At 60.8% G+C, this 23,255-nt stretch carries 22 protein-coding genes; 9 read left to right on the top strand and 13 right to left on the bottom strand.

The annotated features are described in order from the left end of the window. The first annotated feature begins 6 nt into the window (after window positions 1-6). The 3 genes from KP004_RS01770 to KP004_RS01760 all read left to right on the top strand — a co-directional run bounded on the left by KP004_RS01770 (window position 7) and on the right by KP004_RS01760 (window position 2,251). The gene (locus tag KP004_RS01770) at window positions 7-693 is read left to right on the top strand and encodes an ABC transporter ATP-binding protein (protein ID WP_216800678.1); all 687 of its coding nucleotides are present in this window, start codon (window positions 7-9) and stop codon (window positions 691-693) included. Beyond that, complete coding sequence (locus KP004_RS01765) at window positions 690-1,688, top strand: hypothetical protein (protein WP_216800677.1); 999 nt, start codon at window positions 690-692, stop codon at window positions 1,686-1,688. Before KP004_RS01770 ends, KP004_RS01765 begins: the two co-directional genes overlap by 4 nt. Before the next feature lie 98 nt (window positions 1,689-1,786). After that, on the top strand, window positions 1,787-2,251 hold the full coding sequence (locus tag KP004_RS01760; protein WP_216800676.1) for a MamS/MamX family magnetosome protein: 465 nt from the start codon (window positions 1,787-1,789) through the stop codon (window positions 2,249-2,251). Window positions 2,252-2,381: 130 nt separating this feature from the next. On the opposite strand, the gene KP004_RS01755 is transcribed toward KP004_RS01760, so the two are convergent. Further along, window positions 2,382-3,335, bottom strand: a complete 954-nt coding sequence (locus tag KP004_RS01755) for a DMT family transporter (protein WP_216800675.1) — start codon at window positions 3,333-3,335, stop codon at window positions 2,382-2,384. A gap of 334 nt (window positions 3,336-3,669) precedes the next feature. Here KP004_RS01755 and KP004_RS21605 point away from each other — a divergent pair, with 334 nt between their 5' ends. Continuing rightward, window positions 3,670-3,906 (top strand): MamS/MamX family magnetosome protein, encoded by a 237-nt coding sequence (locus KP004_RS21605; RefSeq protein ID WP_496197163.1) that lies wholly within the window; start codon window positions 3,670-3,672, stop codon window positions 3,904-3,906. A 130-nt stretch (window positions 3,907-4,036) separates the two neighbouring features. On the opposite strand, the gene KP004_RS01750 is transcribed toward KP004_RS21605, so the two are convergent. Further along, a complete protein-coding gene (locus KP004_RS01750; protein ID WP_239026898.1) occupies window positions 4,037-4,351 on the bottom strand; it encodes an EamA family transporter in 315 nt (104 codons plus the stop codon). Window positions 4,352-4,390: 39 nt separating this feature from the next. On the opposite strand from KP004_RS01750, the gene KP004_RS01745 reads away from it, so the two are divergent. Both KP004_RS01745 and KP004_RS21600 read left to right on the top strand, forming a co-directional pair. Beyond that, entirely contained in the window at window positions 4,391-4,603 is a 213-nt protein-coding gene (locus KP004_RS01745) for a DUF6290 family protein (protein WP_216800674.1), read from the top strand. A gap of 120 nt (window positions 4,604-4,723) precedes the next feature. Then, on the top strand, window positions 4,724-4,855 hold the full coding sequence (locus KP004_RS21600; protein WP_496197167.1) for a type II toxin-antitoxin system RelE family toxin: 132 nt from the start codon (window positions 4,724-4,726) through the stop codon (window positions 4,853-4,855). A gap of 116 nt (window positions 4,856-4,971) precedes the next feature. Here the strand turns inward: KP004_RS21600 and KP004_RS01735 are convergent, their stop codons facing one another. The 4 genes from KP004_RS01735 to KP004_RS01720 all read right to left on the bottom strand — a co-directional run bounded on the left by KP004_RS01735 (window position 4,972) and on the right by KP004_RS01720 (window position 8,095). Continuing rightward, window positions 4,972-5,334, bottom strand: a complete 363-nt coding sequence (locus tag KP004_RS01735; protein WP_216800673.1) for a hypothetical protein — start codon at window positions 5,332-5,334, stop codon at window positions 4,972-4,974. 143 nt (window positions 5,335-5,477) lie between these two features. After that, on the bottom strand, window positions 5,478-6,203 hold the full coding sequence (locus KP004_RS01730; protein ID WP_216800672.1) for a hypothetical protein: 726 nt from the start codon (window positions 6,201-6,203) through the stop codon (window positions 5,478-5,480). A gap of 900 nt (window positions 6,204-7,103) precedes the next feature. Beyond that, window positions 7,104-7,508 (bottom strand): hypothetical protein, encoded by a 405-nt coding sequence (locus KP004_RS01725; protein ID WP_216800671.1) that lies wholly within the window; start codon window positions 7,506-7,508, stop codon window positions 7,104-7,106. 17 nt (window positions 7,509-7,525) lie between these two features. Next, window positions 7,526-8,095, bottom strand: coding sequence for a hypothetical protein (locus KP004_RS01720; protein ID WP_216800670.1), 570 nt, complete (start codon window positions 8,093-8,095; stop codon window positions 7,526-7,528). A gap of 176 nt (window positions 8,096-8,271) precedes the next feature. Here KP004_RS01720 and KP004_RS01715 point away from each other — a divergent pair, with 176 nt between their 5' ends. From KP004_RS01715 to KP004_RS01705, 3 genes are all read left to right on the top strand, one after another. Further along, window positions 8,272-9,051, top strand: coding sequence for a LexA family protein (locus KP004_RS01715; protein WP_216800669.1), 780 nt, complete (start codon window positions 8,272-8,274; stop codon window positions 9,049-9,051). Next, the gene (locus KP004_RS01710) at window positions 9,027-10,277 is read left to right on the top strand and encodes a DNA polymerase Y family protein (protein ID WP_216800668.1); all 1,251 of its coding nucleotides are present in this window, start codon (window positions 9,027-9,029) and stop codon (window positions 10,275-10,277) included. The genes KP004_RS01715 and KP004_RS01710 overlap by 25 nt, the downstream gene beginning before the upstream one ends. A gap of 231 nt (window positions 10,278-10,508) precedes the next feature. Further along, window positions 10,509-13,613: a DNA polymerase III subunit alpha gene (locus KP004_RS01705; RefSeq protein ID WP_216800667.1), complete on the top strand. Its 3,105-nt coding sequence runs from the start codon at window positions 10,509-10,511 to the stop codon at window positions 13,611-13,613. Here the strand turns inward: KP004_RS01705 and KP004_RS01700 are convergent. The 7 genes from KP004_RS01700 to murC form a co-directional block, all read right to left on the bottom strand. Next, complete coding sequence (locus KP004_RS01700) at window positions 13,579-15,735, bottom strand: sensor histidine kinase (protein WP_216802340.1); 2,157 nt, start codon at window positions 15,733-15,735, stop codon at window positions 13,579-13,581. The genes KP004_RS01705 and KP004_RS01700 overlap by 35 nt on opposite strands. 308 nt (window positions 15,736-16,043) lie before the next feature. Continuing rightward, window positions 16,044-17,198: a cell division protein FtsZ gene (gene ftsZ / locus KP004_RS01695; RefSeq protein WP_216800666.1), complete on the bottom strand. Its 1,155-nt coding sequence runs from the start codon at window positions 17,196-17,198 to the stop codon at window positions 16,044-16,046. 111 nt (window positions 17,199-17,309) lie between these two features. Next, window positions 17,310-18,548 (bottom strand): cell division protein FtsA, encoded by a 1,239-nt coding sequence (gene ftsA, locus KP004_RS01690; protein ID WP_216800665.1) that lies wholly within the window; start codon window positions 18,546-18,548, stop codon window positions 17,310-17,312. Between the two features lie 15 nt (window positions 18,549-18,563). Further along, window positions 18,564-19,388 carry a cell division protein FtsQ/DivIB gene (locus KP004_RS01685; protein ID WP_216800664.1) on the bottom strand — a complete coding sequence of 275 codons (825 nt, stop codon included), beginning with the start codon at window positions 19,386-19,388 and terminating at the stop codon, window positions 18,564-18,566. A gap of 101 nt (window positions 19,389-19,489) precedes the next feature. After that, window positions 19,490-20,407 carry a D-alanine--D-alanine ligase gene (locus KP004_RS01680; protein ID WP_216800663.1) on the bottom strand — a complete coding sequence of 306 codons (918 nt, stop codon included), beginning with the start codon at window positions 20,405-20,407 and terminating at the stop codon, window positions 19,490-19,492. Between the two features lie 402 nt (window positions 20,408-20,809). Then, the gene (murB, locus tag KP004_RS01675; protein ID WP_239027026.1) at window positions 20,810-21,673 is read right to left on the bottom strand and encodes a UDP-N-acetylmuramate dehydrogenase; all 864 of its coding nucleotides are present in this window, start codon (window positions 21,671-21,673) and stop codon (window positions 20,810-20,812) included. 38 nt (window positions 21,674-21,711) lie between these two features. Then, a complete protein-coding gene (murC, locus tag KP004_RS01670; protein ID WP_216800661.1) occupies window positions 21,712-23,097 on the bottom strand; it encodes a UDP-N-acetylmuramate--L-alanine ligase in 1,386 nt (461 codons plus the stop codon). Between the last annotated feature and the right edge of the window lie 158 nt (window positions 23,098-23,255).

Genomic DNA, 23,255 nt, shown 5'->3' with positions numbered 1-23,255 from the left:
GCCCGTGTGATTTCGGTACGCAACGTCAGCAAGGTGTTCAACGCCGGTCGCCCCAACGAGGTCACCGCGGTAGACGGCGTCTCCCTGGATGTGCGCCTGGAGGAAACGACCGTTCTCAAGGGGCCAAGCGGTTCCGGCAAAACGACCCTGCTGGGGTTGATCGGCTGCATGGCCCGGCCAAGCTCCGGCCGAATATTCCTGAACGAGCGGGAGATGACCAGCCTGCCGGAGCGTTTCCTGACTGACATCCGCCGCGCCACCTTCGGCTTCATCTTCCAACAGTTCCACCTGATCAAGGGAATCTCCGCCCTGGAAAACGTCATGCTCCCGGCCTACCCGACCGGAGAGAAGTTCTCCAGGCTCCGCGGCAGAGCGCTGGAAAAACTGGCCATGCTCGGTATTGAAAAACGGGCGGAGGCGAAGATCGAATGGTTATCAGGGGGGGAAGCCCAGCGGGTGGCGATCGCCCGCGCCCTCATCAACAACCCGGCGGTTGTCATCGCCGACGAACCGACGGCGCACCTGGACACCAAGATGTCGCTTGAGTTCATGGCTATCATGAGGGAGCTCAAGTCCAAGGGGACCACAATCATCATTGCCAGCCACGATCCCATCGTTTACGACTCCGACCTTGCGGAGCAGGTGGTGGAACTGCGCGACGGCCGTATCGTTGCCGGGGGAAGGAGGCCATGATCCTCGACCCGTTCATCCTGGCGCTGCTCGTTTCCTCGCTGCTGATCAGCATCATGACTCTCTATGCGTGCGGGCACGGCATCGTCATCCTGCGTCGTTGGGACATCACCAGCGGCAGCGAACTGCAGCTTGTCTTGGAGCGCCGTACCTACCTGATATCGACCGTGGTCCGCTGCCTCCTGGCCTTCCAGTTGGCGTCCCTGTTTCTCTATTTGCACACGGCCGACAGCATGTATCACCTCTTCACAGGGGCCATGTGTGCAGCCGGCACCCTGTCCGCCCATTGGTTGGGCTACCCGACCCTCCTGTTGAAACTGGCGTCATTTTTCCTGGCGGGAATCTGGCTGATACTGAATCATGCCGACGAGCAGGGGTACGACTACCCGTTGATCAGGCCCAAGTACCTCCTTTTGTTGCTGCTGGCGCCGATGGTCACTGTTGAAACAGTTGCCCAGGCCGGTTTTTTCGCAGGGCTTCAGCCCGACATCATCACCTCATGCTGCGGCAGCCTCTTCAACAGCAATGCATCCGGCATTGCCGCCGGGCTTGCCTCGCCCCCTCCGCTCCCGATGCTGGCGCTGTTCTACACCAGCACCGCGATGACCCTTGGGACAGGGATACGGTTTTGCCTGAGGAACACGGGCGGATACCTCTTTGCCGGCATGAGCGCGACCAACCTGGTAGTCACCCTCGTCGCTGTCGTCTCCGTCATCTCTCTCTACTTTTACGAGCTGCCATCGCACCACTGTCCGTTTTGCCTGCTTCAGAAGGAGTACGGATTTGCCGGTTACCCGGTTTATATCTTACTCTTGGCAGCAGCGGTCTCCGGGGTTGGCGTCGGCGCTTTGCATCCTTTCCGCGGGCGGACCACCCTTAGTGAAATCCTGCCCCCCCTGCAGCGCAAACTTGCGGTAATTGCGCTGACGGCCCTGGTTATCTTCACCGGCGCAGTGACCTGGCAAATAGTAGTCTCCAACCTGAGTTTGCGTGGTTGACACGTAGTCCAGCAGGTATATATCACGATGGTAGTTCCTCACCTCGCAGCCGTTGCCGGCTCCGGGGCATCCTAAACTCTAAACAATGGAGGTAAGGCATGAAGAGCGTACAAAGGGCAGCAGTTCTGGTTGCACTGGTCCTGGCAGTTGGTTCGACAGCGGCTCTGGCTGCACCGCGTGGGTGCGGCGGTGCCGCCTGCGGTAGTGCGGGCTGGGGGATGAAAGGCGAGTACCAGAGGATGTATGATCCTGCGACCGTCGAGTCTGTACGCGGTGAGGTCCAGTCGATCGGCCGCATGACACCGCGCAAAGGAATGGGAGCGGGAATACATCTGCAACTAAAGACAGGGCAAGAGACAGTGTCTGTCCATCTGGGGCCGGCATGGTACCTGGACCGGCAGGATACCAGGATAGAAAAGGGTGACGAACTGGAAATAAAGGGTTCCAAGATCACTATGTCAGGAAAGCCTGTCATCATAGCCCAGGAGGTTACGAAAGGAGGCGCCGTGCTGAGGCTGCGCGACGACAACGGCGTCCCTGTTTGGGCTGGATGGCGGAAATAGCGGCCAAGGGGCCGTGGCGAGGACCTGTTGCTGGATGGACCTCGAAAGGCTACCCAACAACAGGATCGACCTCGGGAACTTCAGACGCCCCCGGTGCTTGCCAGTGCACCGGGGGCGTCGCATTTTGTCGTTACGGGACGTCCGGGTCGGTCCCGATGTTCCCCTTTCCTCGCAGGTGCGCCGTCGCCCCAAGGTACAACAGCAACAACGATCCTCCCAGCAGGGCAATCCCGAGAAAACCTACGGCGGTGCACCGCTCGCCAAAGAGAATCCAGGCCAGTAGTGTCGCGACCATAGGCTCCACCAGGGTGCTGATACTGGCCGCCGTTGCAGAAGTGGAGCGCATCCCATTGAAGAAGAGGAGATAGGCGATGGCGGTCGGTATCGTGCCAAGGTACACGAGCAGCATCCACGCTTGAGGGGTATAGGTCGTCACGATACCTTGGGACCAGGCAAAGGCGAACAGCATGGAAGCCCCCAAGCTGAAGCTGATGGCAAGGGACTGGAAAGGATCACGGCGCGCTGCCATCTTCTGGGAGAGAATAGTCACCATGCCGTAGCAAAAGGCAGACACCAAGGCGAGGCCGATGCCACCGGCATTCGCCCCACAGCTTTTAGCCTGCTCCTGGAACAGGACCAACAGACTGGTACCGGAGAGGGAACCAGCGAGGGCGGTCAGTGTGATTGTGGAGAGTCTTTTTCTGGTAAAGGTGGCCGAAACGACCGCCACCATAACCGGTGCCGTACAAAGGGTGACGACGGTCGCCACCGCGACTCCGGTGCGCGCAATGGCGCCGAAGTAGCAGACCTGGTACAGCGCGGTCAGCAGCCCGATCAGCGCCATCAGAGCCAGGTCCCCGCGGGAGACCCGGAACATCTGTGTGCCGAGTCGGACCCAGCACATAAAGCACAAAACGGGGAGGGATGTGGCCAGCCGAAAGAACCCGACCGACAGCGCATTGGTCGTGGCCAGTTGGTAGATGGTCTTGGTGGAAATGCCGACGGTCCCCCATAGGACCGCAGCGAGCATGATCAATAGGAGCCCGTGGCGCGACTCGGCGCGGGCAGAGTGTAAAGACTGCATGTGAAATCTCCTTGAAGCTCAGAGGGAAAAGAAACACTCAGAGGTCAAGGCAGAAAGGCGCAACTCTAGTGGGAACGCTGGACGCGAACAGGATGGGAATGCTGCCAGACTGCCTTGCTAGGCGAGAATGGCGGCGGGAGGGGGAAGTATGCTGGAGAAGGGATAGTACATGCGGAGGTGTATATCAGCAGCCGGTGCAGGTTGTCAAACAGTTTAGTCACCTCAAAGCCTTAGCCCTCAGTGCGACCGTTGCGAAGAACGGCTGGCACCTATGCCAGGTTGACCCACCTTAGGACATCGATGACAAGTCTACAGGTCTTGAGCCGTTATCGTTGTGCTTCCGTCCACGTCAGTCAAAAACCTCATATTTCAAGACCTGGCACCGCCCCTGTGGTACCTGGACCGGCAGGATACCAGGATAGAAAAGGGTGACGAACTGGAAATAAAGGGTTCCAAGATCACTATGTCAGGAAAGCCTGTCATCATAGCCCAGGAGGTTACGAAAGGAGGCGCCGTGCTGAGGCTGCGCGACGACAACGGCGTCCCTGTTTGGGCTGGATGGCGGAAATAGCGGCCAAGGGGCCGTGGCGAGGACCTGTTGCCGGATGGACCTCGAAAGGCTACCCAACAACAGGATCGACCTCGGGAACTTCAGACGCCCCCGGTGCTTGCCAGTGCACCGGGGGCGTCGCATTTTGTCGTTACGGGACGTCCGGGTCGGTCCCGATGTTCCCCTTTCCTCGCAGGTGCGCCGTCGCCCCAAGGTACAACAGCAACAACGATCCTCCCAGCAGGGCAATCCCGAGAAAACCTACGGCGGTGCACCGCTCGCCAAAGAGAATCCAGGCCAGTAGTGTCGCGACCATAGGCTCCACCAGGGTGCTGATACTGGCCGCCGTTGCAGAAGTGGAGCGCATCCCATTGAAGAAGAGGAGATAGGCGATGGCGGTCGGTATCGTGCCAAGGTACACGAGCAGCATCCAGGCTTGAGGGGTATAGGTCACAAGTTGATCCACCTTTGGCCACGTTATAAAATGCATACAGGAGGATCTTCCATGTTTGCAATACGCCTCGAAAAAGAGCTGGAAGAGCAGATAGATCTGCTGGCGAAGGTAAAACAAAGCAACCGGAGTGCAGTGGTGCGTGAGGCAGTGCTCCGCTACCTGGAGGACAATGAAGACCTCGAACTGGCCAGGCAGGCGCTGGCCGAGACGAAAGGTGGCAAATCGTTGAGGGAAGTGAGGCGAGACCTTGGCCTGGACGGTTGAGATCAGTGACGTGGCCCAGAGGCAGTTGCGACGGCTCGATCACCCAGTTCAGAAACGCCTTCTCGACTGGCTCGACGACCGCATTGAGGATGCAAGGACCCGCGTCATTTCGGCGAAGCGCTGCGTGGCGATTTATCCGGGCTGTGGCGCTACCGGGTTGGCGATTATCGCATTATCTGTCAGATACACGATGACCGACTGGTTGTCCTGGCCCTTACGATCGGACATCGACGGCAAATCTACAGGTCTTGAGCCGTTATCGTTGTGCTTCCGTCACGTCAGTCAAGAACCTTATATTTCAAGCCCTGGCACCGCCTGCCCTTGGTTGGTACCCAATTCTCCCATTCAGAGGCAGCTTGCGTTTTGCTTTAGGAAAATAACCGCAACCACAGTGGAAGCTTCCAATACTTTGCGGCCCTCAGTACCTCTTCTATTTCCGACAAAAATCGCCTTCCGGCCTGGTCCTCAGCAAAAAAATCGATGCCTGTCCAGTCCCATTTCGCGGAAACTCTCCGTCCGTCGGATTCTAGGAAGACAAGCCACTCCTCAAAAATAGCGCTGCCTGCCTCCTTGACGACGGATGCGCAACATTTCTTCTTTATGCGGTCCAACAGATCGATGAAGATATCGAGATCATTTAAATTCGGGTCTGCAGACCACACATCCAATTGTTCTGAGTTCGGAGTCAGCCCGTCATGTCGCCGCCACTCTAATCCTGACCTCCATTCCATCACAATCTCCGTCTACCTTGAGACCTTTTGGCTTATATTTAGAGCGCAACGTCGGGAATTGACAGGCTTGGCCGGTAAAACTTGCGTTGCTGGGATCTCGCTGCCTCTATGCCCTCTGCCATAGGCTGCTCCCGTCCTTGTCCTTAAGGTACAAAGTCCGGTGAGCACAGCTGGCACCTGCACTTGCCATCGGTCATAATGGATGCATAGTCCGACTCCAATCGCTGCAAAAGAGCGAGGCCCTGATCAGGCTCGGCCTCTTCAATGGCTGAGTCGAATGAAAAATGGAATCCATATTCCTGTTCTTTTATAAACATCTCCTGCTGGTCGCTTGAATACTCTGCATACCCGCCTTCGGGTAAAGGGAAAAAGAGGAGATCAGGCCCTTCATCGGCGGGATTTTCTTCCGGGCGGAACCCGAACCGCTCAAGACGCTCTTGTATGGTCGTCCTTTCGGCTTTAAACCAAATCTCTGCCCAGTGTGCGGCTACGTCTGATGATACTTGGGCCATCCCTGCGCAGCCCGAGAAGGTTAGCTGCAAGTACCACTTGATATCCTTTGCCCCTTGGAACCCATCGCCACGCATGTAGATAGTCATGATATCCAAGTCGAGATAGTCGAAGGTGCCAGTGGTGGCGTTCCATGGGATCGGCATTGCTTTTCGAAGGAAGCTGAAGAACTCTGTCTTCAATGGGGCAAGCTCCTCAGCAGGAATTTCGAACATGGTGGTATTGCCCATCTTGAATTGCTTGGGCTCAATGTACCGTTGCCTGCCCAGGAGCATGTCGATGACAGTCTTTTTAATGGGTCTCTGTTCCAGATGGCGCTGGTCTAGGGAACCAAAGATCTGATATGCACTACCACCCATTCGCTACCCTCCTTTGTACCTACTGTCACCCTCTTCGTGGTTTTTACATTGCCAACTAGTTGGGAATTCTCTTCATCTTCCCACATCTGCGCATATATATCGATTAACCTAACAGCGCTGCTGGCGTAACAGACTGATATGGCACACGACGATGGTCGGACTTGGTGCCTATTGGGGGGATGGACAGAAAACTGGCTATCCTCCCGCCCCCTCCCCCTGAATGCGAAAGACACACCACCTATAGCAACTCTCATTTGCCACAACAAATCAACCGCAATATATAGAGATCCCGGATGCATGTCAAAGGCGAAGTGGTTGAATAGCGAATATGGGGGAAGGAGCTAAAGCGATGCTTCTTAAGTGGCCAACTCGCGAGGGCTTTTCACGGGTTTATGGTCGGGGTTTGAGAGGTTGTGGTCGCGTTTACCGATTTTACGAAGACGTTTTACGAGTTTGTCATGATGTTTACGGATTCTAGGGTGACATTTTCCGATTTCACCATCGCGTTTTCGGCTTTCAGGATGGCGTTTTCCGATTTTGGCATCGTGTTTTCTGATTTCGTTATGACGTTTTCGCATTTCGCAAAATCTTTTGCGGTTTTGCCTGCGCGTTTTGTGATTTTACCGTGACGTTTGCTGATTTTGAACCCAACTGCCTAGGCACGACGTTATGTAGAGGTGTGAAAGATTTTGTGTAAGCTGCCATCAATCAGATGGCGAGCAATGTGTGGGGGAGGGAAACCGATCACGACCGCGTTTGGGATGGGAGTCGGGAGAAAGAACCCAGATGCCGTAACAGGTGTTGCACTCGCGAAACGGCCGCCGGAGGAATTACCGGCAGCCGCTTTTGTTGCCAGAGAAAGATGGTGGGTGGGCATCGAGTACGATGTGTCTCCACAATTTAGATGGAAAGAAGCCGGTTGAAGAAGGAACGGTAGCGACGCAGCGCCAATCGCAGGTCTTCGGTCGAGACGTCGCCGCCACGATCCCATTGGGCCTCGAGTTTCGCACGCTCATCGGCGAACGTCTCGGCCAGACGCTTCATCGCCTCGGCTACCAGGTTGTCCGCCTGTTCCACGCAACGCCGGGGCTCGTCCACAAATCCCACCTGTATCTCGTCCCAGCGACGACGCAGGTTGTTAGTTTCGTTGGGGGACAACAATTGCGCCTGCTCTTCGCCGGAAACATCCTGCCCCCCTGTCACCTGAACGTTGACCGCGCCGCCCACGTCCGTGCGTCCTGCCAAGTCGGCGGTAGTAAGCCCCTCACGTGCTCTTTCTTCCTTTTTAATGATCCTGTCATCCATTTTGTAACCTCCGTTGTCTATGCATCTTTGCGCAACACCACACTCGGCGTCTCTTGTTCGCCGACCAGATCGGTGAACAGGGTGCGGTAATGGATCATGGCCTGACGTAGATCTTCCGTGGTGGCTTGGCCCTTCGCGTGCCGCAGTGCGATCTCGTGACCAGCCCGGTAATGCTCCACCACCCGCGGATGTTCGACAGAGATGTCCGCGGCGCGCTGTTCGAAATCGCCGACGGGATAGCCACGCTTCACCATAACATCCCCCAGCAGTTGATCCGCTTCCGTGACAGCCCCTTTGGGATCATCGACGAAGCGGGTCTGCACCTGTGCCCAAGACTCCTTGAAACGCGCCGCATCCTCCGAGCTGAGCTGCCGGATGTTCAACCGCTCTACCCGCTTTTCGCGCTGCTTCAGATCAGCCTCCGCTCGAGCCCGGCTCCCGGTTTCCCTGAGGCTGCGGTCGTACTCCGAGCCGAACCGACCGCGCAGACCGGCAGTCTGGCGTCTTTGAAACAGGGCAAAGACTGCGATTGCCAGGACAATTACGACAACGCCTAAACCGATGATGATAAGTGTGTTCCCGTCCATGCCGTCCTCCATAATTGGAATGTTTTAATCGACCACGGATTTATACCACCCTTTGAAGGTAGTTCAACAACAATCGCGCGGCACATTCGGACGCTATTGACTTACGAGAAACTTACGAGTATCCTCCGACTCCTGATCGCTGAAGCACGGGATAGAGATGATGGGATGGAGGCGGGATGACACCTAAACAGAAGAGGGTTCTTGATTTCATTCTGGATTTCGTGAATCGCAACGGGTACCAGCCTTCGCAGATGGAAATCGCACAGGGGTGCGGGTTCGAGTCGCTCGGGACGGTGCAGCATTACCTCCGTTCGCTGGAACGACACGGACATCTGGCGCGACAGGCTAATGCCAAGAGGGGGCTGCAACTGGCAAATCCCCCCTGTCCCCCCTTTGACAAGGGGGGGGCGGTTGCGGCACGTACTGTTGCTGAAGGGGGTAGACGAAAGGCAAATCCCCCCTGGCCCCCCTTCGCAAAGGGGGGGACGCTTACGGCCGGCTCCAGTGCAAAGGGAGGGACAGTTACGCGCCCGCCACTGGAGGCAAACGTAACCTTCCTGGAACTGCCATTAGTGGGGATCGTGGCGGCGGGAAAGCCGGTGCATGCGTTCGAACTGGCGGACGCCATCGAGGTTCCTTCGGCTATGGCGGGACCGGGCAACGTGGTGTACGAGGTGCGCGGGGATTCCATGGTCGAAATGGGAATCATGGACGGCGACTTCGTGGCGGTACACCCGCAGGCGGTCGCGGAAAACGGCCAGACGGTGATCGCGGAGGTGAACGGCTCGATCACCATCAAGAAGTACGTACGTAAGGGAAACACGATCCAGCTCGTTCCCGCCAACTCGGCGATGAGCCCGATCACGGTTACCGAAGAGGACGAGTTTCATATCCGGGGAGTGCTGGTGGGCTCCATGAGGTTTTATCGCAAGTGGACCGGGAAATCCTCCACATAACGGTGCCCGCTTTTCCGATCGCGCTGGCACGGGTGGTCCACTCGCACCTGCGCGGACGGCCGGTGGCGGTGGCGCCGCTCAACTCGGAACGCGCGCTGTTGCAGTGCATCTCCCCGGAGGCGGCGGCGGAGGGGGTTCACGTCGGGACGCCGATCTACCACGCCCGCAGGTCCTGTCCGTCTCTCATCGTCATCGCTCCCGATCCGCACCTTGCAGCCAAGGGGAATCTGGCGCTCATGGAGCTCTCGGCGGAGTTCACACCGATGGTGGAACCGGGTGCGGGACGGGTTTTCCTTGATGTGACCGCGTCGAGAAGGCTGTTCGGCCCGGCACGCGACGTGGCGGCACGCCTGGAGAAGTCGATCGCGGGAGGTCTTGGACTGGAGGCGATGGCCGGGGCGGGTGGGAACAAGCTGGTTTCGCGGGTCGCGGCGGATACCATGCGGGAGCCGGGAGTTTACGACGTCTTTCACGGTGCCGAACGTCCTTTCCTGGCCCCCTTCCCGGTTTCGGTGCTGCCGGGTGTGGGGGAGTCGAGACAGACGCTCCTGTTCCAAGACCTCAACCTGAAACTGGTGGAAGAGGTCGCGGCGCTGTCGGTGCCGCAACTGCGGCTGGCGGTCGGTCCTTTCGCGCCGCTGCTGCACGACCGCGCCTGCGGCATCGACCGCTCGCCTGTACAGCCACCGCGCATGTCGACGGAGATCGTCGAGGAGGGACTTTTGGAGCAGGAGGAGAACGATGACGCGATCCTGCTTTCAGAGCTGCTGCGGCTGGTTGAGGGATGCGGGCTGAGATTGCGGCGTCTGCGCAAGGGTGCGCGCAAGATCACGCTCTCGGTTATGTACGCGGACGGGGTCAGCCAGCAGGGAAAGAAGGTGTTGCCGGTGCCGACGTCGCTGGATCTGCCGCTGCTGGCAGCGGTGGAGGAGCTGTTCTTCACCACCTGCAAGAGGCGCCAGCGGGTCAAGGGGTTACGGCTTAGCTGCGATCAGGTGGCGGAGGATGCGGGGCAGATGGATCTCTTCGCGGCCGCGCCGGCGGAAGCGTCGCGGAGGGAGAGTGACCTGCAGGAAACGCTGGATCTCTTGAGGGAAAAGCATGGCAAGAACGCGGTGCGCTGGGGGAAGGGACTGGCGGCGCGCCGGGAGGTCACCCTCGCCAGCGAAACGCCTGCAGAATGGGACCCGGAGCAGAACAAGTACATGACGGTGACCAAAAACTAGGGCATTTAACAGGGATAAAGGGGATAAAAGGGATAACGGCGGTAAAACCCAAGCAGTTACGCAAAGAACGGTGAGTATCCGCGAAGAACGCCGAGAAAAATCTTTTTTTGGGGAAAGGCTAAAACAAAATCTTTGAACAAACCGTCGGGCTGGGCCTCCCCTCTGCCTGATTCTCTTTGCGCTCTCCGCGGATACTCCGCGTACTTTGCGTAACTGCTTTTCTGGTTCTGCATGTTTATTCATCTTCACGTACATTCTTCCCTCTCCCCCAACTGGGGCATTCACTCGCCGGAGGCGCTGTGCGCGGAGGCGGCGCGGCTCGGGTTCGATACGCTGGCCCTCACTGACCGCAACGGGCTCTACGGGGTGCCACGTTTTCTCGACGCGGCGCGCGAGGCCGGCATCTCCCCCATCATCGGCACCGAGGCGGTGACGGAACAAAACCGCGCGGTGCTGCTGGCGGCTGACCAGGAGGGATACGCCAACATCTCGCGCCTGCTCTCGGACCTGCACTGCGACAAGTCGTTCGACCTCTGCCACGCGCTCACCCGCTACCGGCATGGGGTGATCGTCCTGAGCGACGACCGGCGCCTGCTGTCGGCGCTGAAGCGGGTCTCGGCGGAGGGGCTTTTCGTGGAACTGTCGCCGGGACACGACATGCACCGGGCACTGGCTCTATCACGGGAACTCAAGCTGCCAGCGGTGGCGACGGCACGGGCAGTCCTGCACGCTGCGAAGGGGACTGGCTCCGCAGGTGCCTGTCCCCCTCATTGCAATGCTGCCGACGCCAACGCCATGGCCCAAGGGAGAAAGGGGACAGGCACCTGGCGGAGCCAGTCCCCTGGTGTGGCCGACTTCCACTTGCACCGGGTGCTGCGCGCCATTCACCTCAACACGAAACTGTCCCGATTGACGCCGGACCAGACGGCGGCGGAGTCGGATACATTCTACTCTCCCGCCCAGATGGCTGACTTCTTCCCGCACTGCCCTGAGGCACTGCAAAATTCGCTGCGCATCGCTGCCATGTGCCGCAGGGAGTGGGACTTCTCGCAAACCATCTTCCCCGCCTTCCGCGGACTGGGCAACGACGACGCCTTCACGACGCTCAACCGCCGCGCACGCGAGGGGGCGCTCTGGCGCTACGGCTGCATCTCACCTGACGTCGAAGCACGCCTGCAAAAGGAACTGGCGATCATCCGCGACAAGGGGTTCGCTCACTACTTCCTCGTGGTGGAGGAGATCACCAGACAGTCGCAGCGCACCTGCGGCCGTGGCAGCGCGGCGGCGTCCCTGGTCGCCTACTGCCTCGGCATCACCCACGTCGACCCCATCCGCCACAACCTCTTTTTCGAACGCTTCCTCAACGAGGGACGCAGCGACCCGCCCGACATCGACGTGGACTTCCCCTGGGACGAACGTGACGCCATCCTCGACTTCGCCTTCGCCCGCTACGGCGCCAGGCGCGCGGCGATGGTGGCGAACCAGGTGGGCTTCAAGGGGAGATCGGCGCTGCGTGAGGTGGCCAAGGTGTACGGCCTGCCGGATTTCGAGATCAAGGAGATGACGGAGCGCATCTCCGGTTTCTGGCGCGCGGAGCAAAGCGCCGCGGCGATGGCAGGACATCCACTGTTCCAGGGGGAAACGCTCTCCCAGGATTGGCAGGAGATCGTCGCGACGGCGCGCCATCTGAACGGCCAGTTACGTCACCTGTCGCTGCATTGCGGCGGGCTGGTCATCGTCCCGGACGAGATCCGCAGCTACGTTCCGGTGGAGATATCACACAAGGGGCTGCCGCTGATCCAGTGGGAGAAGGACCAGGCCGAGGACGCGGGTCTGGTCAAGATTGACATCCTGGGGAACCGTTCGCTGGCGGTGATCCGCGACGCACTGGCGGCGGTGAAGGAGCAGACCGGAATAGAGATCGACTACGCGAGCTGGCGCCCGCTGGAGGACGAGCGGACTCAAAGCCTGATGCGCCGCGGGCTCACCATCGGCTGCTTCTACCTGGAATCCCCCTCGGTCCGCCTGCTCTTGAGAAAGATCTGGAGTTCGACGGCGCCGCCGGAGACCTTCGACTGCGACATCTTTGAGGTGCTGGTGCAGGCGTCCTCGATCATTCGCCCCGCCGCCAACAGCTTCATCCAGGAATACGTCGCCCGCATGCAGGGGAAGAAATGGACTCACCTGCACCCGTTGCTGGAACCGGTCCTCGGGGAGACGCTGGGAATCGCCATCTACCAGGAGCAGATCACCCAGATCGCCATGGAACTGGCCGGCTTTTCGGCGAGCGAAGGGGACCAGCTCAGGAAGGTGATCACCAAGAAGCACCGGGAAAAGAGGCTCGCCGACTTCCGGGCCAAGTTCCTCGCGGGAGGAAAAGAGCGCGGCGTCTCGGAACCGGTGCTGGATGCGATCTGGGAGCAGATCCTCTCCTTCGCCGGCTACTCGTTCTGCAAGCCGCACTCGGCGAGCTACGCGCTTTTGAGCGCCAAGGCGGCCTACATGAAGGCGAACCACCCCGCGCAGTTCATCGCTGCCGTGATCTCCAACCAGGGAGGATACTACTCCCCCTTCGCCTACATCTCGGAAGGGCGCAGGCTCGGGCTCGCCATCCTGCCGCCGGACATCAACGGGAGCGACTACCACTACACCGGCTTCGACAAATCTCTGCGGATCGGGCTGATGCAGATCGACGGGCTGACCCGCGAAGGGGCGCAGCGGCTCCTGAAGGAGCGCCGCGAACGCGGCCCCTTCGCGTCGTTCAAAGACTTTCTGCGCCGGGCCAACGTGCAGCGTGCTGACGCGGAGCGGTTGGTGAAGGCGGGATGCTTCGACGCACTGGAGGGGGAACCACGGAGGCCGGCGCTGTTGTGGGAACTGCTCCACTTCCAGCAGCAGGCGACGGCGCTGCTGTTCGAACAGAAGACCGAGCTCCCCAAACCGCCCCCGTACGATGCGGAAACGGTCTTGCGGCAGGAGGTGGAGGCGCTGGGTTTCCTCGCCTCGCGGCACCCGCTCACCCTGTACAAGGCGCAGTGGCAGCGGCACCGGCCGATCAAGGCATCGGAACTGATCAAGCATTCGGGGCAGTGGGTGACCATGGTGGGGTGGTGGATCACGACGAAGACGGTGGAGGACAAGCACGGCCGCCCTATGGAATTCGTCTCCTTCGAGGACGTGACCGCGATCTTCGACGCCACCTTTTTCCCGGACGTCTACGCACGCGTTTGCCGCAAGCTCTCGCAGCGCCGCCCCTACCTGTTGAAGGGCGTGGTCGAGGAGGAGTTCGGCGTGGCGACCCTCAGGGTGAAGTGGGTCGGCTTTCTGGACGGCTGAACACGGTGACCGCCGGAATCGGCGCATCGGGATCCCGCAGTTCGGCGACACCTGCGGCGTCCGCCCCGGTCAGCAGAGGAAGGTAGACGTTGAGGGTGGTGCCCACGCCGGGGGTGCTGTCGATCTCCACGTAGCCGTCGTGCTGCTTGACGATGCCGTAGACGATGGCGAGCCCGAGGCCGCTCCCCTTGCCGACTTCCTTGGTGGTGAAGAACGGTTCCAGCACGTGGGCCTTGGTCGCTTCGTCGATGCCGGTACCGGTGTCCGTGACGGTGATCACGGCGTAGTTGCCCGGCCTCCCATACCCGCGCTGGTCGATCCATTCCTCGTTCATCTCCATCGAGCTGGTACAGATGGTGAGGGTCCCCCCCTCCGGCATCGCGTCACGAGCGTTGTTGACGAGGTTGGTGATCACCTGGTCGATCTGGCCCGAGTCCGCCACGACTGCCAGTTTCTCCGGCCAAAGCTCGATGTTCAGCGCGATCTTCGAGGTGACCAGCCGGCTCACGAGCTTGCGCAGGTTGGCGATCACCTGGTTCAGGTTGACCGGCTGGGGATGGTTGACCTGTTTGCGGCTGAAGGCGAGCAGCCCCTGGGTCAGCGAGGCCGCCCGCTCCGCGGCGTTCAGCACCTGCTCCAGGTATCCCTGGGCGGGGTCGTCCTTCTTCATGTTCATCTGGGCCAGCGCGACGAACCCCATCATGCCGGTGAGCAGGTTGTTGAAGTCGTGGGCGATGCCTCCCGCCAGCACGCCGACCGATTCCATCTTCTGCGACTGCCGGATCTGCTCGGACATGCGCCGCTCCCGCTCCAGGTGGATGGCGCTGCGCAGACTCATGCCGATGACGGGGGCGATGCCGGTCAAAAGGCTCAGGTCGCTCTGCATCAGCGGGCGGTGCGACTTCTTGTTGTCGACGGCCAGGATCCCCAGCACCTCGCCGTCGCAGGCGATGGGACAACAGATGAAGGAGCGGGCCTCCAGTTCCAGGGAAAAGGCGACGCTGTGCGGCGTGTGCAGGTGCGCCACCTCGGCGAAGTCGCTCACGAACCTGATCTGGTTGTCGCGGAAACAGGTGACGAAGACGCCCTGGGCATCGGGGGAGGTGAGATCGAATGACGCGTTTACGAGTGCGTCGCGTTGCGCATCGGTATAACCGTAGCCGGCTCGGAAGGCGAGGCGTGTTTTCCTGGCATCGGCCAGCATGATCACGGCACGGTCGTAGCCGAGCCGCTTCTCGATCACCTTGATGACGCTGTCCAGGACCTCGTCGATCCCGGTCTGTTTGCTGAGCGCCTGACCGACTTCGTTGACCATGCGGGCGTTGTTGTAGTTGACGCCCATCTGCGCGAGTACCTGCTCGGTCGATTCCTTCACCTGGGCCAGTGCGGTGTCGACTTCCCTGGTTTCCAGCCGCTGGGCGAGGTAGGAAGTCCCCAGCACAAAGAAGGCGAGCGCGGTGAGCAGTTCCACCAGGTGCCCCACCTGCCAGAAGTGATGCAGCACGGCGTACGCGATGACGATGACCGGAACCAGCCGGTTCCTGGCGCTGCGGATCTGGGCGTAGAGCGTCTTCTTCCAGGAGATGACGTAACGGCAGCACTCGCCCCCCTGGAAGATGCACTCGGTGTGCTCGATCTGCGGCTGGTAGTAGAACAGCATCACCACGGCCTCGAAGAGGCCGATGCGGTTTTCGCACTGGTAGGGTTGCTCTTCCACCCCCGGGTGCGGAACGGCGGTGATTTCCACCTTGTTGTCGGCCAGTTTGGTCGCCGTGTAGGCCGCGGACCGGCTGAAGTGGCCGGAGCACTTCCCTATCGCCAGCAGCGTGTTGGCCGGACCGATCAGCCCGAAGGTGTACTTCATCATCATGCCGTGGGCTGCCTCGGAGGCGGCGTAGCGCCCCCCTTCCCTTGCGATGTCGGTGCCGACCATCTGGGTCATCCGGGCGTGGAAGCGGTCGACCTGGCGCTGGGTGAGCCAGTGCCCCTCGTCGCTTAGTTCGTACTGGCTGATCTCCGCGTACTGCAGCAACTCACCGATATCGACCTGCGGGTACTTCTTGCGCAGCAGGCTCACGAAGATACTGATGATCTTGCTGTTGTACAGGGGCTGTTCGTCCATCGTCACGGGAACTCCGGCTGCTGCTCGGCACAGGCTCGGCCTGGATTTTCAAAAGGCCATTGTGCATGTATCGGATAAATTGGCGGATGCTTTAGGAAGGGAGGTCATGTAGGGCAGAAAAAGGGGACATGCAGAAGGGACAGGCTCCGATAGGTGCCTGTCCCTGTAGCGGAACGCTCTTTCAGCTCAGCCAGCTTCCGCAAGAGCTAAGGGGACTGGCACCTGACGGAGCCAGTCCCCTCCCCCCACGAAAAAGGCCCGGCTCTCTTACAGGGCCGGGCCTTTTTGACTGTCTTTACGGTCGGTAACTAGTCGACCGACTTCCTCAGGAAGGTCGGGATGTCGTACTGATCCTCATCGTCCATGAGGAAGCTGCGCTGCTGCCGGGAGACTTCACGCTCCTGCTTGGCGCGGATGTAGGTCGGGATCTCGCGGTTGACTTCAGGCTGCGGCTTGACCAGGGTGCTCACGTTCTTGATCTCGTGACGCCCTTTCTCGAGATCGAAACGGTCGCCGAAGCCGGTGGCGATGGCGGTGACCTTGATGGTCTCACCAAGGTTCTCGTCGATGACGAGACCGACGATGATGTTGGCGTCCTCGTGCACCTTCTCGTGGATCACCTTGCTGGCGGCGTCGAATTCGTCCATGGTCATGGAGGAGGAACCGGAGATGTTGACCAGGACGCCCTTGGCGCCAGAGATGTCGATGTCTTCCAGCAGCGGGCTGGAGATGGCTTTCAGGGCCGCGTCGACGGCACGGTTCTCACCGTTGCCCAGACCGATACCCATCATGGCCATGCCGCGCTCGCTCATGATCGACTTGACGTCGGCGAAGTCGACGTTGATCAGGCCGGACTGGGTGATCAGGTCGGAGATGCCCTGCACCGCCTGGCGCAGCACGTCGTCGGACGGCTTGAAGGCGTCCAGGATGGACATGGACTTGCCGGCCAGGCCCAGGAGCCTGTCGTTGGGGATCACGATCAGGGAGTCGACATGTTTCTTCAGTTCCTTGATGCCGTCTTCACCCTTGGCCAGACGCTGACGACCTTCGCGGGTGAACGGTTTGGTGACCACGCCCACGGTGAGGGCGCCCTGCTCGCGGGCGATCTCGGCGATGATCGGGGCAGCGCCGGTACCGGTGCCGCCGCCCATGCCGGCGGCTACGAAGATCATGTCGGCACCCTTCAGTGCCTCGACCACCTTGTCCCTGTCCTCGAGGGCGGCGTCGCGGCCCACGTTGGGGTTCGCGCCTGCGCCGAGACCCTTGGTAAGCTGGGTTCCGATCTGTATCTTGACCGGCGCCTTGGACATCCTGAGCGCCTGTGCATCAGTATTGGCAACGATGAAATCGACCCCTGCGATGCCCACAGCCATCATGGTGTTGACCGCGTTCCCGCCGGAACCACCAACGCCTATCACCTTTATCTTCGCAGTCTGGTCGATGCTTTCATCGAAATGAAACATGAACTACCCCCCTTATTATCGCGCCCCCCGGCGGCGGCAAAAATATTAGCCGGTTTTATACTACGTTTGCCCCTATAATGGAAGCCCTAAAACACTATATGTAGTGTTTTTTTAGAAGAACTCGCCGAACCAATCCTTCATCCTGCGGCTTACCCGACGGAAGACGGTTTCGTCACTTTGCTGGGTCGGGAACTCGTGTACCCCCACGTTCTTGGATCCGTACACCACCAGGCCGACGCCGGTCGCGTAAACCGGCGAATTGACTACGTCGGTGAGGCCGCCGATCCGCTGCGGCAGGCCGCGGCGCACCGGGAGATTGAAGATCTGCTCGGCAAGTTCCGGCATCCCTTCCAGGATGGTGGAACCGCCGGTGATGACCACGCCGGAGGCGATCATGTCCTCGAGGCCGCTCTTCACGATCTCGCGGTTCACCAGGGTGAAGATCTCTTCGACGCGCGGCTCGAGGATTTCACAGAGGAGCTGGCGGGAGAGGACGCGCGGCTTGCGGCCGCCGACGCTGGGCACCTCGATGGTCTCGTCCTTGCCGACAAGGGAGGAGAGGCAGCAGCCGTACTTCTGTTTGATGCGCTCGGCTTCGGCCATGGGGGTCCTGAGGCCGACGGCGATGTCGTTGGTCAGGTGGTTGCCGCCCAGGGAGAGCACGGAGGTGTGCTTGATGGCGCCGTCCACGAAGATGGCGATGTCGGTGGTGCCGCCGCCGATGTCGACCAGCGCTACACCCAGTTCCTTCTCGTCGGCGGAGAGCACGGCCTCGGAGGAGGAGAGCTGTTCGAGGACGATGTCGGCGACCTCGAGCCCGGCACGGTTGCAGGACTTGACGATGTTCTGCGCGCTGGCGACGGCTCCGGTGACGATGTGCACCTTCGCCTCCAGCCTGACGCCGCTCATCCCCAGCGGCTCGCGGATGCCGTCCTGGTCGTCGATGATGAATTCCTGGGGGAGGATGTGGATCACTTCGCGGTCCATGGGGATGGCGATGGCCTTGGCGGCCTCGATCACGCGCTTCACGTCCTCGGGGGAAACCTCGCGGTTCTTGATGGCGATGACACCCTGGGAGTTGAAGCCCTTGATGTGCCCGCCCGCGATGCCGGCGTAGACCGACTTGATCTCGCAGCCGGCCATCAACTCGGCCTCCTCGATCGCCTTCTTGATCGCGGAGACGGTGCTCTCGATGTTGATCACGACACCTTTTCTGAGCCCCTTGGACGGGCTGGTACCGATCCCGACGATGTCGATGCCGTCTTCGGTGACGTTGCCGACGATGGCGCAGATCTTGGTTGTGCCTATATCAAGGCCGACGATCAGGTTATCCCTTCTGGTTGCGGACATGCTCCCCCCCTTTTCCTACACTTTTTTCACTATGATTTTGTCGATGTAATCGAGGTCTATGTAATCCAAAGCGTGCATCTGCGGCTTGAGGTCGCGGTAGATGTCGGACAGGCGCGCGAGCTTCTGGCTGAACTCGCCGTTACCCAGTTTCACCGGAACGCCCCCCTGCATGGTGAACAGCGTGAAGCCGTACCCCTTGCTGTAATGAATCTCCGAGATATCCGCCAGGCTGAACACGCTGCCCGACCTGAGAGTGCCGATCAGTTGCAGCGCGCTCTTCAGGGCCTCCTGGCATCCCTTCGGGTCCTGGCTCAGGTCCTCCTCGGTGATGCCGGTGATGAGCGGGAAGTCGAGCCTGTCCCCCTCGGAGAGGGACTTGAACAGCACGCCTTTCTCGTCCAGGTAGTAGAGGCAGCCGACGTTGGCCACGGCCTGCGGCGTCCTTTCCGAAGCGGTGATGGAAAGGGTGTGCGGGAAGTAGCGACGCACCTGGACCTGTTCCAGCCAGGGATCCTTGGAAAGCCGCGCCATGATGGTTTTCAGGTCGAGTCCCAGCATGGAGTCGCCGGGGCGGACACCGGCCAGGGTGATGATCTCGTCCCGCGAAACCCTCTTCAGCGGCGATACTTCGATGGTTTCCAGACGGAGCAGCGTGGTGTGCGAGATCACGCCATAGGCCTTCCAGCCGCCGAAACCGGCGACGGCGCAGATGGCAGAGGCGCCGATTCCCCGGGAGAGCCACTTCAGTATCGGCCCCCAGTTGATCGGCTTGCGCTCTTTGGGCGCCTTCTTGACCCTGTTGTGGGGCACCCTCTGTTTTTTAGCGTGTAGATCGCGCATGACTATTACCGTCTAGATTGAATTCCAATGCACTGTGCAACAAATAACATCCGGCGAAACATCAGGTTGAGGTTCCCTTAACCTCAGCCTTAACCTGTCTTTCAGATCTTCAGCGATGCGGCAGAGATGATGCGCACCACCAGTTGATCGAAATCGATGCCCGAGCCGCGGGCGATCTCCGGAAGCAGACTCAGGTCGGTCATTCCCGGCAGGGTGTTCACCTCGAGCAGATAGCACTCGCCCGCCTCGTTGACCAGGAAGTCGACACGGCTGTAGCAGTCGCACCCCAGCGCCGCGTGCGCCTTCTCGCCTTCCTTCAGGACCGCCTGGTACACGTTCTCCGGCAGGCGAGCGGGGAGGATGTGCTCGGCGCCGCCGTCGGTGTACTTCGCCTCGTAGTCGTAGAACTCGTTCTTCGGAACGATCTCGATCGCGCCCATGGCGCGGCCGTCCAGGATGCCGACCTGAACTTCCTTGCCGCTGATGAAGGCTTCAATCAGGATCTCGGAATCGTAGCGGAATGCATCTTCGAGCGCCTTTGCCATCTGGTCCGGTTGCTTCACGATGCTGACGCCGACCGAGGAACCTTCCTTGGAAGGCTTCACCACCACCGGCAGCGGGTTCTCGAGCTTCAATTCCTCGCCGCGGCGCAGCACCTGGTAAGGGGCGAGCTTCAGGCCGGCCGAGGCGAACATCACCTTGGCGGCGATTTTGTCGATGGCAAGCGCAGAGGCGAGCACGCCGGAACCGGTGTAGGGGATCGCCATCAGCTCCAGGAGCCCCTGGACCGAACCGTCTTCGCCGAAGCGGCCGTGCAGGGCGATGAAGGCAAGCTCCACCTTCTCCTCGGCCAGGCGCTGGGCGAGGTCGCGGCCGACGTCGATGCCGACGGCGTTAAAGCCCTGGCGCTGCAGGGAGGCCAGCACGGCCTTGCCGCTGTTCAGGGACACCTCGCGCTCGGCGGACAGCCCCCCCATCAGCACGGCGATCTTCTTGGTTTTCAGGTCAGCTACCGTCATCGTGTTACGTCCTCTTCTCTTTGTTTCCTTCGTCCGGCTTGTTCCCCTCTGTAGGGGGGGCCGTAACTCCTCCCCCCGGAGGGGGGAGGTCGGGTGGGGGGAAAGCTTGTAACTTCCCCCTCCCTAACCCTCCCCCTCCGGGGGAGGGAACTTTTCGTGTCCCCCTCTCCCTCTGGAGAGAGGGTCGGGGTGAGGGATGCGCCATGAGCACCATCGCTGCATCTGCCGGCGCCCTCACCCGGCCTTCGGCCACCCTCTCCCGTGGGGAGAGGGAAACTGCGATCCCCCCTCCCCTTGCGGGAGGGGGTTAGGGGGTGGGGGTAGGTGCCACATCTAGCTCAGCTTGCGGCTTCACCCACCCCCCTGTCCCCTCCCGTCAAGGGAGGGGGAGGAAGATCCGAGCTATCCTTCGCCGACTATCCTTACTTCTTCCTCAAGCTCGACACCGGAGGTCTCCTTCACCCGCGACTTGATCAGCTCCGCGAGGGCCAGGAAGTCCGCGGCCAGGGCGCCGCCCTTGTTCACCAGGAAGTTGGTGTGCACCTCGGACACCTGTGCACCTCCGATCATCCAGCCCCGCAGCCCGGCTTCGTCTATCAACCGCCAGGCGCTCGCTCCGGCGGGGTTCTTGAAGAAGGAACCCGCATTGGGGAAACCGACCCGCTGTCCGCCGCGCTTGGCGATGTACTCCTGGATGCTCTCCTCGATCAGGCGACGCTCGACCGGCTCCAGTCTCAGCCGCGCTCCAAGGATGATCTCGCCCGGCTCCAGCTTCAGGAAACGGTAACCGTAATCCAATTCATCCCGCTTCCTGACCAGCACCCCGGTTTCCCGCAGCGTGGTCAGCACTTCGACCCGCTGCATGGTCTCGCCGCCGTGGGCGCCGGCATTCATGGTCAGCGCGCCGCCGAAACTCCCGGGGATGGCGCTCAGGAATTCGACACCTCCCAGGCACTGCTGCGCCGCGTAGCGGGTGAGGGCCTGATTGGTGACTCCGGCGCCGACGTCGAGTCGCGCCCCCGGTAACGGCTCCAGGGTGTCGAATCCTTTCAGGGAAACTACGCATCCCCTGATGCCGCCGTCGCGGACCAGCAGGTTGTAGCCGCCGCCAACGACCAGGTACGGGACCCCTTTCGATCGGATCTGCTCCAAGGCCCGCTCCAGGTCTTCGTGGTCCGCCGGTTCCAGGTAAAGATCCGCCGGTCCGCCCACCCTGAGCGAGGTGTGCCGGGACATGGGCTCGTCCCACAGGACGGCTCCCTTCATCCCTTGCGCTACCTGCTCCAGATCGGCGCGGGAGCAGGTCACTTGGTTGCCGTCCCCTTCAGGCGCTCCAGCATTGTTTCACCCACCTGCCAGACGTTTCCGGCGCCCAAGGTGAGCAGGATGTCGCCCGGGGCCAAGACGCGCTCCAGGTGCTCGCAGAGCTTGTCGCGTTCCGGGATCCAGGTGACGTCCTTCTGGCCGTGCCTTCTCACCCGTGCCGCCAGCGACTCGGCGGTGATTCCCTCGATGGGAGCCTCCCCTGCCGCGTAGATGTCGGTGAGGATCAGAACGTCCGCATCGTGGAACGCCTTGACGAAGTCCTCGAACAGTTCCTTGGTGCGCGAGTAACGGTGCGGCTGGAACACGACCACCAGGCGGTTTTCCGCGAAGCCGGCCTTGGCCGCGGCCAGGGTCGCCTTGATCTCGGTCGGGTGGTGGCCGTAGTCGTCGACCACCATGATGCCGTTCACTTCCCCTTTGAGGGAGAAGCGGCGCCCGACACCGCCGAAGGCCTTGAACCCTTCCTGGATGGTCTCGAACGGGATGTCCAACTCCATGGCGACCGCGATGGCGGCCAGCGCGTTCAGCACGTTGTGCGCGCCGGGCATGGAGAAGGTGATCTCGCCCAGCCTGACGCCCTTATGGTGGGCCACGAAGCTGGTGGAGAACCCGGAAAGGCGCACGTCGGTGGCGCGGAAGTCCGCCTGGGCCGAGAGGCCGTAGCTGGTGAAGCGCTTCTTCACCCTGGGCAGGATATCGGCGATGTTGCCGTTATCCAGGCAGAGTACGGCCAGGCCGTAGAAGGGAACCTTGTTGATGAACTCGACGAAGGTGTCCTTGATCTCCTCGATGCCGCTGTAGAAGTCGAGGTGGTCGGCGTCGATGTTGGTCACCACCGCGATGGTCGGCGAGAGGAGCAGGAAGGAGCCGTCGGACTCGTCCGCCTCGGCCACCAGGAACTGCCCCTGGCCAAGACGCGCGTTGGTGCCAAGCGAGTTCAGCCTGCCGCCGATGACCATAGTGGGATCGATGCCACCCTTGGCGAGGAGCGTCGCCACCATGGAAGTGGTGGTGGTCTTGCCGTGGGTGCCGGCGACCGCGACGCCGTACTTCATGCGCATCAGTTCGGCCAGCATCTCGGCGCGCGGGATCACCGGGATCAGCTTCAGGTGCGCCTCGATCACCTCGGGGTTGTCTTCGTGGACGGCGCTGGAGATGACCACCACGTCGGCCTGGGCCACGTTTTCGGCGGCGTGACCGATGAAGATCTCGCCCCCCAGGCTTTCCAGGCGCTGGGTCGTATCCGAGCTCCTGAGGTCGGAACCGGAGACCTTGTAACCCAGGTTAAGCAGCACCTCCGCGATCCCGCTCATGCCGATGCCGCCGATGCCGACGAAATGTATCCGCTCTATCTTTCCGTACACTTGAAACTCCTTAAAGGCCGTTCAACGTTCAACGTTCAACGTTCGCCAGATTTCTTTGCTTCGTTCGGCTGCCCGGTGACCGCCAGTCCAAAATCCGTCCAGTACAGGTGGTGCCGTACCGGTTACTCGCTCGTAGCGACGTCCAGGTTTCAAACGTT

Origin of the sequence: Geomonas oryzisoli, from assembly GCF_018986915.1 — a bacterium.
GTDB lineage: Bacteria > Desulfobacterota > Desulfuromonadia > Geobacterales > Geobacteraceae > Geomonas > Geomonas oryzisoli.
The sequence above is the reverse complement of the archived record's forward strand: the minus strand, read 5'-3'. Positions and strand labels throughout refer to the sequence as shown.